Genomic DNA, 12,338 nt, shown 5'->3' on the forward strand with positions numbered 1-12,338 from the left:
TCGGTTCGGGAGACAGGGCTGACCGCCGGCACCGCACCTCCCGTCTCGGCGAGGCGTCCCGTGCCGCGCCAGTCCACTCTCCTGGCCACCAGCAGCAGCGGTTTGCGAACGAGCAACACCAGCCACCATGCAGGACCGCGTGCGTCTCTGGGGACGTGCCTCACGTCTGCAACCGACGCGATTCACGGACGCCCAGGATGTTAGACAGAAGCCCCATCGCCGTCCACGCTGTCGACATCCAAGTCATCCTTGTTCGCCGCACTGGGCGGTGCCTCGGTGGTGACCACGGTCAGCGGTCGGCCCCCTTCGTCACACCGCAACCTCTGCTGTCAGGGCGGCCATATCGACTGCGGTCCCCTGGCCGAGCATGCGCTTGGTGGTCATGAAGTCCCGGGGACGGTTGACACAGTCAGCGGCTATCAGCTCGCCCTTCCGGAGGTAGTAGCAGGTGAAATCGCGGTCGGCGGTCGGGTCACCGCTCAGGACGATGTCGTCATAGCCCGTGTTGAGTCCCGCGATCTGGAGCTTGAGGTCATACTGATCCGACCAGAACCACGGGAGCGCCGTGACCTCCTTGTCCGTTCCACAGATGGTCGCCGCTGCCACCTTCGCCTGCTCCACCGCGCTCGGCACCGACTCCAGGCGGATCCGTCGGCCGTAGCGTGGCATGTCCTGCGAGGCGCAGTCCCCGGCGGCCACAATGGTGGGATCATTGCTGCGCGCGTGCGCGTCGATCAAGATCCCGTCGTCCACCGCCAGGCCGGCTGCCTCGGCCAGTTCCGTGGTCGGCTCGATACCGACCCCGATGATCACGAGATCGGCTGCCATAAGCTCGCCGCTCGCCAGGACCGCCTCGCGGACGCGGTGGTCACCGACCAGCGCCTCGACCGATGCGCTCGTCCGCACGTCGACTCCCTCATGTTGGTGGACGCGCGTGAAGAATGCCGACACCTCAGGAGCGGTCACCCGCTCGAGGACACGGTCTGCGGCCTCCAGCACGGTGACGTCAAGACCCAGCGCGCGCAACGACGCGGCGGTCTCCAGGCCGATGTAGCCACCACCGACGATGACGGCACGCCGTCCGGGGATGGCGTCCTCGCGGATCCGCTGCACATCAGATGACCGACGTAGGTAGTGCACCCCATCGAGCTGGGTGCCGGCGGCGCGCAGGCGTCGTGGGCGTGCGCCGGTGCAGAGAGCCAGGGCGTCATAGGACAGTCTGTCCCCCGTGCTGAGCAGGACCTGGCGAGCCGAACGATCGATCTCCTCCACGCAGGCGTCCAGGCACTCGATGCCCTGCTTGAGGTAGAAGTCCTGGGAGCGAATGGCCAACTCCGTCAGCGAGCACTTGCCAGCGAGGTAAGCCTTCGACAGAGGAGGTCGCTGGTAGGGCAGCACCGACTCGTCACCGACCAGCACGATCTCACCGGACCAGCCCTCCTGGCGGAGGCTGGTGACCAGCTGCGCCCCGGCATGACTGGCACCCACCACCACCGCGCGCGCTGAGCTCATCCGGCGCCCTTGGGGGTGAGCTCGACCATCAGCTTGCTGATGCCCCGAACGAAGTTGGACTGGACGTATTCCGGCTCCCCGACTACATCGATCCTCTCGAAGCGCGGGAGGATCTCCTCCCAGAGGATCCGCAGCTGCAGCTCGGCCAACCGGTTGCCCATGCACCGGTGCACGCCGAACCCGAAAGCGATGTGGTTGCGGGCGTTGGGCCGGTCGATGATCAACTCGTCCGGTCGCTCGAACACAGTCTCATCGCGGTTGCCGGACGCATACCACATCACCACCTTATCACCCTTACGGATGAACTGGCCGTTGAGCACGGTGTCGGTCTTGGCGATCCGGCGCATGTAGGCAAGCGGAGTCTGCCAGCGGATGATCTCTGAGACCATGTTCGGGATCAGGTCCGGATTGGCCTTGAGCTTCTCGAACTGGTCGGGGAACTGGTTCAGCGCGAGAACGCCACCACTCATCGAGTTGCGCGTTGTGTCGTTGCCCCCGACGATGAGCAGGATCAGGTTGCCGGCGAACTCCATGGGACGCTTGATCAGATCCTTGGTGCTCTCATTACTCTGCAGCATGGTGATGAGGTCGAACCCGGGCTCTTCACCGGCCGCGAGGCGGGCGGCCTTGTCATGCCACAATGTGCTGAGTCCACGCGCCATGCCCACCATGCCGCGGAACAGCTCGTCGTTGTCGGAGGGGCCTCCGTTGGCCTGCTCCATCGAGGTGGCCAGGTTTGACCACTCGACGAGCTTGTGCCGCTGCTCGAAGGGGAAGTCCAGTAGCGTCGCCAACATGCGGGCGGTGAGCTCGATCGACACGGTGCTCACCCAGTCGAAGGGTTCGTTGACGGGCAGGTTGTCCAGGACGTCCCTGACGCGCTCGCGAATGAGGCCCTCCATCTCGCGGAGGTTCTTCGGAGCCACCACCCCTTGGACGGCGCGGCGCTGAACGTCGTGCTTGGGCGGGTCCATGGCAATAAACATCGCGATGTCCATGAACCGCGGCGGCGCCCCGATGACAATGAGAGGTTCCGCGGAGAAGACCTCGTGGTTCTTGTCCACCGCAATGATGTCGGCGTGACGCGTGACCGACCAGAACGGTCCGAAGGGACTGTGAGGCTGGTAGTGGACCGGGGCCTCGTCGCGTAGGCGCTTGAAGTAGGAGGCCCAGCGCCCCTGCCGGTAGAGGAACGGGTTGCTGAGGTCGATGTCTTCGAGCGCGACTTCTTCGACCGGCGGGATCGGGCGTTCGACGAACATCTTCTGCCCGTTCGTGCGGGTCAGCCAGCGTCGGCCCTTGTCGTAGAGGTGTGCGGCCTGGACCTGTCGATCCAGCGGGATGGCGGCCTCGACCTTCCTCTTGACTGCTTCAGGGATCTTCATCTCGTCGACACCTCCTGCTACATCTGGAATTCGGGCAGTTGCACGGTCAGGCCATCCCATGACTCGGAGGCCTTGATCTGGCAGGACAGCCGAGACGTCGCCTGTCGCTCGGGGTTCATCGACAGCATCTCCTCTTCCACCGGACCGGACGGGCCGACCTTGTCGGCCCAGGCAGGATCCACGATCACGTGGCAGGTGCCGCAGGCGGCCTCTCCGCCGCAGTCGCCATCGATGCCCGGAATGGCGTTGTTCGTCGCGACTTGCATCAGCGAGCAGCCCTCCTCGAGGGGCGCCTCGTGCTTCTCCCCGTCGTGCGACACGAAAGTAACGACTGCCATCGACAACTACCCCACTCTTGACCACAAGACGGACACTTCCTTCATGATTGTCGTCGGCGTCCGACAAGGCCATGTCGAAGCCGCGCCATCCTGTTGTGAGTTCGGATCACGTGAGGATCGCCATGTGGAGAGACGAGCCAGGCGTCCCATCTCTTGTGTTCGTGCAACTGCTGAGCAGTTCAGCGATCGATCAGAACGCCGTGGAGGAGTTCCGCGCCATCATGGCGCGCGAGGGAACCGGCGAGCTGACTCTGATTCAGACCCAAGCGCAAGCACCGCTGCGGTGGTTTCGCGAGGTCTATCCCGAACTCGACGCCGAGCAGGCGACCCGGCTGGGGATCGCCTGCGCGGAACAGGCCCAGCTCACGTCCTTCGGGCCGATGAGCGTGCCGCTGGTCAGCGCAGGAACCGTCGCCGAGGTCGTGCAGCTGCTGACCTATCTTCCGGTTATCACCAAGGCCGTCACCACCCAGTTCGATCGCCAGCCGGAGGACCTGACGATTCGGCTGTCCGGGAACGCAGGAGAACCCGACCTGGACTGTCTAGTCGTCACCTACTGCGGCCTGGCCCTCATGCGGTTGATCGACCTGCTGGTCGGCGACACGTCGGAGGTGACCATGCATAGTCGCTGGCCGGAGCCGAGCGTCCTGTCTCGAGAGGCATGGCCAGGGGGTCGGCTCGTCTTCGACGCCCCCTTGTCCTACCTGCATATCCCTGCACGGACGCTGCACACGGCCTGCCGCTTCCCCGACCCACTCGCCTACGAAGTCGCCATAACTGACCTCCAGCAGGCGCTCGAACGTCGGGCTGGCCCCCAGGACTTCACCCGCAGAGTGCGGGAGCTGTTGGACGACAGGCCAGGGGTGAAGACGATCCAGTCAGTCGCGGATGAGTTCTCGATCTCCTCGAGCACCCTGAAACGCCGCCTCGCCGCGGAGGGAACCAGCTTCCGCGAACTCCTCCAGAAGTCCCTGCTCGACCGTGCCCGGATACGGCTGCTCGACCGATCCACGTCGGTCAGTGAGGTCGCCGCCGAACTCGGCTACAGCGACGTCACCAACTTCTCGCACGCCTTCAAAGCATGGACCGGCTCCTCACCGAGCCACTTCCGACGCGCCCACCAGCACCCTTGAGCACGGCTCCCAGCGCAGCCTCTCGGCAGGACCGCGGCTGGGGCGCCGTCCGAAATTTGTTTGACAGACCCTCGGAGGCCGTCCATCAGTCACCCGGCTGACCAACCTTCCTGGAGACTTCGCCCGATCCGGGCCGGTTCTCGTGGTCGGTGAGATGCGCGTCGGGGTCGACCGAGGTTTCGAATGCGGTGGCGAGGTCCTCGGCGGAGGTGTGTCCGTGGGTCTGTCGCAGCGGGGTTTCGCGTAGGAAGAGCAGGGTGACGAACCCGAGCAGCGCGAACGGTACGGCGGCGAGGAAGGTGGTTTGCAGCGCCTCGGCGAACCCGGTGGTGACTGCGAGATGGATGGGCTCGGGCAGCGCCGCGATCTGTTCGGGGCTGCCCTGGGTGGCAGTCCCGGCGGGCATCTGGTCGGCGGTGACCCCGGCCGCCTTGAGCTGCGCGGGGATGGTGTCGCGGAGGCGGTGGGTGAGCAGTGCGCCGAAGACTGCGACTCCCATCGCGCCGCCGAGGGAGCGGAAGAAGGTGGCTCCGGAGGTCGCGACGCCGAGGTCGGCGTGGGGCACGGCGTTCTGGGTCGCCAGCACGAGGACCTGCATCACCATGCCGATGCCTGCGCCGGTGATGAACATGAACACCCCGGCCAGCCACAGCGAGGTGTCCACCGACATCCGGCTCATCAGCGTCAGCCCCAGGACGGCGACCAACAGGCCGACGACGGGGTAGATCTTGTAGCGGCCGGTGTGGGTGATCATGCGTCCGGAGGCGATGGACGTGGCCAGCAGGCCGACCATCAGGGGAAGCGTCAGCAGGCCGGATGCGGTGGGTGACTCGCCTTTGACGATCTGCAGGTACTGCGGGAGGAAGATGATGGCGCCGAACATGGCGACCCCGACCGCGAAACCGGCCAGGCTGGTGATGACGAAGGTGTGGTTGGCGAACAGTCGCGGGGGCATGATCGGTTCGACCGCCCGGCGCTCCTGCCAGACGGTGAGCGCGAGCATGAGCACCGCCACCGCGGTCAGCCCGTAGGTCCAGCCCGAGTTCCAGGCGAACTCCTTGCCGCCGAGCGAGAGCATCAACAGCAGGGCGCTGATCCCGGCGACGATGAAGAAGGCCCCCAACCAGTCGATGGCATGCCTGCGGCGCGGGAACGGCAGCTTCAGCACACGTTCGGTCACCGCCAGGGCCGCGATGCCGATGGGGATTCCGACCCAGAAGGTCCACCGCCACGAGAGGTGCTCGACCAGGAAGCCACCGAGCAGTGGCCCGGCGACGGTGGCCAGGCCGAAGACCGAGCCGATGTAGCCCTGGTAGCGGCCGCGTTCGCGGGGGCTGACGACGTCGCCGATGATCGCCTGGGACAGTGCCATCAGCCCACCAACGCCGATTCCCATCACGGCCCGGAATCCGACGAGTTGCCCCATGTTCTGGGCGAACCCCGAGGCCAGGGAGGAGACCAGGAAGATCCCGATCGCGGACTGGAACATGATCTTGCGGCCGTACAGGTCCGACAGCTTGCCCCAGATCGGTGTGGAGGCGGTCGAGGTCAACAAGGTGGCCGAGACGACCCAGGCCAGCTGGTCCTGGCCGCCGAGCTCACCGACGATGGTGGGCAGCGCCGTGGCCACGATCGTCTGGGACAGGGCGGCGACCAGCATCCCCATCATGAGCCCCACCAGGACGGTGAGGATCTGCCGGTGCGTCAGCCCCGGCATCACCTGTTCGCCGGGTGCCCCAGGGGCACCGGCTTCGGGGGAAGACGGCGTGCTCATCGCTGGCTCCGTTCTGTGCTGTTCGGGTCCGAGGCCAGATGCTTGTCGAGGCCGGCGTTGAACGCGGCGAGCAGGGAAGCGAAGTTCGCCAGGTCCTCGGGCGACCACGACTGCAGCAGCTTCCGGACGACACCGCGTCGTTCCGCCCGGGTCGTGGTCAGGACGTCTCGGCCGCGCTCGGTGAGTCGCAGTCGGAAGGCGCGTCGGTCCTCGGTGTCGGCTTCCCGCGTGATCAGGCCGGCCTGCTCCAGGGAGGCGACCTGCCGGCTGATCGTCGAGGCGTCCAGGTGGAAGTGTGCTGCCAGCGCACTGGGCCGCAGTGGGCCGGTGTCATGGAGCCACGCAAGGATGCCGTAGGCGGCCCTCTCCACGACCTGCTCGGTCGGGCCCCCGCGCAGATGCACCTTCTGGGCGCGCCGCACCAACAAAGTCAGCTCCTGCTCGATGGACTCCACCGAGACCAGGTCGGCCTTCGACCCAAGCGGTTGCATGTACCAACCATAACCGGTGGAGGGACAGCGAGCGCACCAGCCCGCCATTCTCGCGTGGCCAGAGCCGGGGCGAGGCCGGGAGAAGCACGGCCACCAGATCGTCCTGGCTTGCCGAGGTCAGATTGTCGAGGCCGACAGCGTGGCGAGCCAGGGCGGGGCCCGGAATCTGCGATATCGCGAGCGCGGCGCGCTGGTGTGTGCCCGGCGCCGACCAGGTCGAAGACCGTGCCAACTATCAGACCGGTTTCGTGGCCCAAGTCGGGCCACATTCCGCACACGAATGGCAACGATGGTGGCTGCCTGTCACCCGCAGGGCGTTCAAGCGACTACCTCGTCCACCACGGGAAACCCAGCAGGCCGGACGGCACTCAAACCCGCCTCGTCCACGGATCCTGCAGGCGCAGGAAACGAGCACCTCAACCCCACGCGCCTCAGCGGCTTGCTTGAGCCGGATGCCGCGACGAGTGGCACCTCCGATTCTCAGGGGGCCTCCGACCTCGCCGTCCGCTGCGAAGCCCGTCGTGCCGTCACGCCAGCGGCCCGCCGTCGCCGGACGGCTGCCTGGGAGCAACTGCGCCGAGGCCAGCATCGATGTGCACATTGGGCAATTTTGCTCATTGGGCAGAGGTGGGCATACTGAGGGCGTGGATCGTGGGTTGCGGGACCTCAAGCGCGAGGCGACGAGAGAGGCGCTGGCCAAGGCGGCGTTCGAGCTGACCCGTGAGCGCGGCTTGTCGGGGTTTGTCACCGCGGACGTGGTGGAGCGGGCGGGGTACTCGCGGCGGACCTTCGGCAACCACTTCTCCTGCAAGGAGGAGGCGGTCGCTTCGGTCGCGTTCGGTGGTGTCGACGACGCCAGCGCGATCCTGGCCGGCCTTCCCGCTGACCTGCCGCTGCTCGACGTCCTGTTGGCTGTGATGAAGACGCAGTTCACCACGGACGCGTTGGTGAGGATGCGCGAGCTGATGGCGATGGCGCGGCGGTACCCGACCCTGGAGCCCCACGTGCTGGGCGTTCAGCAACGCATGCGCCATACCGCGCAGGAACTCTTGGGCTCGGTGGCGGGGGACCGGTACCCCACCGTCTACGTGCCGCTGTTGTTCGGTGCCGTGTACGGCGCCGTGATGGCCGCTCTAGAGGGAACCCTTGATGTGGACCTCGGCGGCGAGTACGACCCCAGCCCCGCGTCGATGGACTACAGCTCGTTCCTCGACATCACTTTCGACTACCTGCGCCACGGCTTCTAGACCTTCTAGACACCGCCCCTCTTTGCCCTCAAGGAGCACCAGTCCCTCATGTCCACTTTCTTGTACCGGCTCGGACGAACGGCGTTCGGCAGGCCGTGGCTGTTCATTGCGGGCTGGCTCGCCGCCCTCGCAGTGGTCGTCGGTGCGGTCGCCATCAACGGGGTGAGCGTCAGCTCGGAGATGAAGATCGAGGGCACCGAGGCCCAGACTGTGCTCGACCGCGTAGCCGATGAGCTCCCCGCCGCCTCGGGAGGGCAGGCCAGTGTGGTCTTCACCGCGCCCGACGGTGAGCGCCTCGACACGGCGGAGCGACTCGCGGTGATCAGCGGCACCGTCAGCGACGTCTATGACCTCGACAAGGTCGTCAATCCCCTTGACCTCGCCACGGGTACCTCGGAGGAGGGCACCCCAGGCACGCCCGAGGAGAAGGCACCGGGCACTCCGCCAGCCGGGCCGGACCACGGGCAGGCGCCTCCCTACCAGCCGCTGCTGGTGGACGGGGCACCGGTGCCCGGCGTGCTCGTGTCCTCGGACGGGCAGGTCGCGCTGTTCCAGTTCCAGTTTACGGTCGCCTCCACCTCATTGACACCTGAGGACGTCAGCTCGGTGGTCGAGGTGGTGGAGCGTGCCGAGCAGGGTACGGGGATCACCGTTCTCCCGAGCGACTCGCTCAAGGCCATCGAGATCCCGGTCGGTGTTGGCGAAGTGATCGGTCTCGCCGTCGCCGCCCTGGTGCTGGTGCTCACCCTGGGCTCGCTGATCGCGGCCGGCCTGCCCCTGATCACCGCGCTGGTCGGCATCGGCATCGGCGTGGGCGGCGCGTACGCGCTCTCCACGGCCGTCGAGATGAACTCCGCCACGCCCGTGCTCGGTCTCATGGTCGGCCTCGCCGTCGGCATCGACTACGCCCTATTCGTTGTCAACCGGCAGCGACGGCTGATTCTCGATCAGGGACTCACCGCACAGGAGGCAGCAGGCAGAGCTGTCGGCACCGCAGGCAGCGCGGTCTTCTTCGCCGGCCTGACCGTCCTCATCGCGCTGACCGCGCTGACCGTCATCGACATCGCGATGCTCTCCACGATGGCCCTGGTCGCGGCGTCCACGGTGGCCCTGGCCGTGCTCATCGCCCTGACCCTGCTGCCCGCGCTGTTAGGGCTGGTCGGGGAGCGGATCTGCTCGGACAAGGCCCGAGCCCGACGCTACGCCAAGGCGGACGCGGAGTCCCACAGCGTCGCTGACCACTGGGTCAAGGGTGTCATCAGGTTCCGGTGGCCCGTCATCGGCGGCGTGGTCGCGATCCTGGGCGTGATGGCGATCCCCGCGGCCAGCATGAACCTGGGCATCCCAACTGGTGCGACCGCGAACCAGGACACCGCCGCCCGACAGAGCTACGAGGCGGTCTCCCAAGGCTTCGGTGAGGGATTCAACGGCCCGCTCCTGGTCACCGCGGAGCCCACCGGCACCGCAGGCCGCGTCACACCCGAGCTGACCGCGAAACTGGCCGACGAGTTCCAACACCGAGACGACATCGTGCTGGCCGCACCCGTCGGCGTCAACGAGGCCGGCGACCTGGCCGTGTTCAGCGTCATCCCCACCTCCGGCCCCAGCGACGAGGCCACCAGCGATCTTGTGAAGTCGCTGCGCGAGCCCAGCAACGCGATCGCCCAGAGCAACCAGGTGCGGCTGGGCGTGACCGGGTTCACCGCCATCGGCATCGACATGTCCGACAAACTCGCCGATGTCCTTCCGCTCTACCTCGGCATCATCATCGTCCTCTCCGTCCTGATCCTGATGCTCGTCTTCCGCTCCGTGGTCGTCCCGATCAAGGCCACAGCCGGCTTCCTGCTCAGCATCCTGGCCACCTTCGGTGCCACCACCGCCGTCTTCCAGTGGGGCTGGCTCAGCGGCCTCTTCGGGTTCGACACCGGCGGCCCACTCATGAGCTTCATGCCGATCATCGTGACCGGCATCCTCTACGGACTCGCCATGGACTACGAGGTCTTCCTGGTCTCCTCGATGCGCGAGGCACACATCCACGGCCAGCCGGCCCGACACAGCGTCGTCCATGGGTTCGACCAGGCCAGCCGGGTCGTCGTCGCGGCCGCCATCATCATGGTCGCGGTGTTCTCCGGCTTCATCTTCAGCCACGACATCATGATCAAGCAGATCGGCTTCGCTCTCGCCGCTGGCATCCTCATCGACGCTTTCGTCGTCCGGCTGACCCTCGTCCCGGCGCTCATGGCCCTCTTCGGCGAACGAGCATGGTGGCTGCCCCGCTGGCTCGACCGCCTGCTGCCGGACCTTGACGTCGAGGGCGACAAGCTGCTGACCATGCTCAACCAGCAGGCCGAGGCCACCGACCGACACCACATCGAGGTCCGCGACTGAACGAGCCCCCCGGAAGCATCCGGAGCCGAACCACCGGGGGCACGTTCAGCAGCCCCACCACGTCGACCCCGTCTGCCCGCACGGCCGAACGCGGTCGACCATCACCGCCGGTGTCTCGGTCACCGAGGATCCAGCCGGTGATCAGACCAGCGCTCCAGCATTCCCTCCAGCTCGTTGCGCAGGAACGCGATGAACGTCGTCGCCTCGGCTAATCGGTGGCCTTCACCGCCGGGAGCGCCGAGCTCGACCGTGGCGCTCTCCAGCGTGGACTGCCACTGCTTGAGAACCGGGATCCAGGGGCCACGACCATGCCCCAGACGTTGCCGTCACAGACCCGGTAGAGCTCCGCCCTCTTCCCGGGTTGGCGTTCCTTGACCACCATCCGCGTCGCGGTGAGATGGCGCACCGCCCCCGAGATCGCGGCCGGACTGACCCGAAGCCCTTCCGCGAGCGCGGCGGAGGTGTAGCGTTCGGCGTCGTCGGCGAGCATGTAGGCGAACACCCTGGCCGACATCCGTGGGACCCCGCCTCGTTCAGGATCAGGGCGATGCGCTCCACCACCCGGAGCAGCCCCTCGCCCTCGTCCTGCCAGCGGCTCGCCATCATCTGCTCACCATCACCCATCCAGCCAGGCCCACCCGGTACGACCTGCGGGGATGCTGCCCGCAGCCGCTGCAGCCTGCGGGCCACTGACACGTTCCTCACAGGACTCGGCCCGGCGTCGATGTCGCCTCACAGCCCGGACGCTCCAGCCGCCCCCGATCCGTTTGGCCGCCACCGAGCCGTGGTTGGCACCGACGTCCCGCCGGGCACAGGTTCGAACTCGTCGGCCCCCAGCGGCCGGTGTTGGGGCTGCAGTCAGAGATCGAACTGCGAACCGTAGACTCAGGAGGCGTCCGGGCCATCGGAGTCTGTTTCAAGGTCGGCACCACCCCCTCCAAGTTCGGGACCGTCCGGCCCGAGCTGGCCGGTCGTCAAGGTGTACTGGATCGCATTTGCGCAGGTAGTCCTCAAGATCGCCCAACCCGCGGGCGATGTCCTGACGCAGCCTGCGTTCGGCAAAGAACCGGAGGCGGGGCGGAGGATGTTCGCGAACCCACTCCATATACATGAACTGCCCCATGCACCAGCATGCACCGAACGCGACGCTGGCAGCCACCAGCATCCACCACGCGACTGCCAACACATCCCACAGCGCGTTGCCCAGCTGTTGCCATGCCAGCCCGTACGGATCCCGGTACCTCAATTTCACCCACCTCCACCCTGGTGGCCGAACCGAGCATCACGATCACCCTGTACCCAGCGGTAGAGTTCACCGTACGCTGAAATACTCAGGAGGAAAAGGGGGAGCCGTGCGGCCGGCCAGCGCCACTACCTCGGAGCGGGTCTGTCAAACGAGCCGCGAAGCGGGCGACGAACTGGCCGAGCAGCTTCTCCGCCCGATCTAGCCGGAAACCGAGTCCGCGGCGGACACCCAGATAGTCGGCGAGGGCTGGACGCAATGCGCTCATGCCGTACCGTCCGAAGCAGGCCAGTGACGGGCGACCGGACGCAGGGCCGCCACGTCGACCTTCGTGTAGAGCGTGGTCGTGATCGGATCACGATGACGCAGCACCTGGCCGATCTCGGCCAGCGAAGCGCCTGCGGTCAGCATTGCGGTGGCCGCGCTGTGACGACGTTGCCCGCCTGGGCTGGCCGGTTGCCTGACGGCCGCACCTACAACACCTGCCCGTCAGCAGGAATCTGCCGCCACGTCTGCTACGCCCGACACGGAACCTACTTGTGGCCGACTGTGCGCGCCAAGCACCAGGCGAACCTGATATTCGTGCTGGACGATCCGGCCGGGTGGGAGCAGGCGATGCTCGCCGAACTGGCCGCACCGAAGTTCCGCGGCCGGTTCGTGCGGGTGCACGACTCGGGCGACTTCTTTTCCGACGACTACACCCGCAGCTGGCTGCGCATCATGCGCTCTGCTCCTGACGTGACCTTTTACGCCTATACCAAGTTTACCGACCGTACGTAGACCCGTACGTGCCGTCCGTCCTGCGCCACTTCGCGAACGTGCCGTGC

General features: G+C 66.7%; 9 protein-coding genes and 2 pseudogenes. 4 read left to right on the plus strand and 7 right to left on the minus strand.

What is annotated here, in order from left to right; genetic code table 11:
- Positions 1–309 precede the first annotated feature (309 nt).
- Genes A4R43_RS30180 through A4R43_RS30190 form a run of 3 tightly spaced genes read right to left on the minus strand, consistent with a single transcriptional unit; the run spans position 310 to position 3,235 of the window.
- Positions 310–1,512 (minus strand): NAD(P)/FAD-dependent oxidoreductase, encoded by a 1,203-nt coding sequence (locus A4R43_RS30180; protein ID WP_110341385.1) that lies wholly within the window; start codon positions 1,510–1,512, stop codon positions 310–312.
- Positions 1,509–2,897: a cytochrome P450 gene (locus A4R43_RS30185; RefSeq protein WP_110341387.1), complete on the minus strand. Its 1,389-nt coding sequence runs from the start codon at positions 2,895–2,897 to the stop codon at positions 1,509–1,511. Before A4R43_RS30185 ends, A4R43_RS30180 begins: the two co-directional genes overlap by 4 nt.
- Before the next feature lie 17 nt (positions 2,898–2,914).
- Positions 2,915–3,235, minus strand: coding sequence for a 2Fe-2S iron-sulfur cluster-binding protein (locus tag A4R43_RS30190; protein ID WP_110341590.1), 321 nt, complete (start codon positions 3,233–3,235; stop codon positions 2,915–2,917).
- A 161-nt stretch (positions 3,236–3,396) separates the two neighbouring features.
- Here A4R43_RS30190 and A4R43_RS30195 point away from each other — a divergent pair, with 161 nt between their 5' ends.
- A complete protein-coding gene (locus A4R43_RS30195) occupies positions 3,397–4,368 on the plus strand; it encodes an AraC family transcriptional regulator (protein ID WP_233520115.1) in 972 nt (323 codons plus the stop codon).
- Positions 4,369–4,453: 85 nt separating this feature from the next.
- On the opposite strand, the gene A4R43_RS30200 is transcribed toward A4R43_RS30195, so the two are convergent.
- The 3 genes and pseudogenes from A4R43_RS30200 to A4R43_RS44850 all read right to left on the minus strand — a co-directional run.
- Complete coding sequence (locus A4R43_RS30200; RefSeq protein WP_110341391.1) at positions 4,454–6,142, minus strand: MDR family MFS transporter; 1,689 nt, start codon at positions 6,140–6,142, stop codon at positions 4,454–4,456.
- Complete coding sequence (locus A4R43_RS30205) at positions 6,139–6,633, minus strand: MarR family winged helix-turn-helix transcriptional regulator (RefSeq protein WP_233520116.1); 495 nt, start codon at positions 6,631–6,633, stop codon at positions 6,139–6,141. The genes A4R43_RS30200 and A4R43_RS30205 overlap by 4 nt, the downstream gene beginning before the upstream one ends.
- 133 nt (positions 6,634–6,766) lie before the next feature.
- Positions 6,767–6,865: pseudogene (locus A4R43_RS44850) on the minus strand (hypothetical protein); the annotation flags it as partial.
- A gap of 412 nt (positions 6,866–7,277) precedes the next feature.
- Between A4R43_RS44850 and A4R43_RS30210 the strand changes: the two are divergent.
- On the plus strand, positions 7,278–7,880 hold the full coding sequence (locus A4R43_RS30210) for a TetR/AcrR family transcriptional regulator (RefSeq protein WP_199542772.1): 603 nt from the start codon (positions 7,278–7,280) through the stop codon (positions 7,878–7,880).
- A 48-nt stretch (positions 7,881–7,928) separates the two neighbouring features.
- Positions 7,929–10,268: an MMPL family transporter gene (locus A4R43_RS30215; RefSeq protein ID WP_110341395.1), complete on the plus strand. Its 2,340-nt coding sequence runs from the start codon at positions 7,929–7,931 to the stop codon at positions 10,266–10,268.
- A 208-nt stretch (positions 10,269–10,476) separates the two neighbouring features.
- Here the strand turns inward: A4R43_RS30215 and A4R43_RS30220 are convergent, their stop codons facing one another.
- Entirely contained in the window at positions 10,477–10,782 is a 306-nt protein-coding gene (locus A4R43_RS30220) for a MarR family transcriptional regulator (protein ID WP_110341397.1), read from the minus strand.
- Between the two features lie 1,089 nt (positions 10,783–11,871).
- Here A4R43_RS30220 and A4R43_RS30235 point away from each other — a divergent pair.
- Positions 11,872–12,273: pseudogene (locus tag A4R43_RS30235) on the plus strand (GP88 family protein); the annotation flags it as partial.
- Positions 12,274–12,338 lie beyond the last annotated feature (65 nt).

It is taken from the genome of Amycolatopsis albispora (genome assembly GCF_003312875.1).
In the GTDB taxonomy this organism is placed as follows: Bacteria; Actinomycetota; Actinomycetes; order Mycobacteriales; family Pseudonocardiaceae; genus Amycolatopsis; species Amycolatopsis albispora.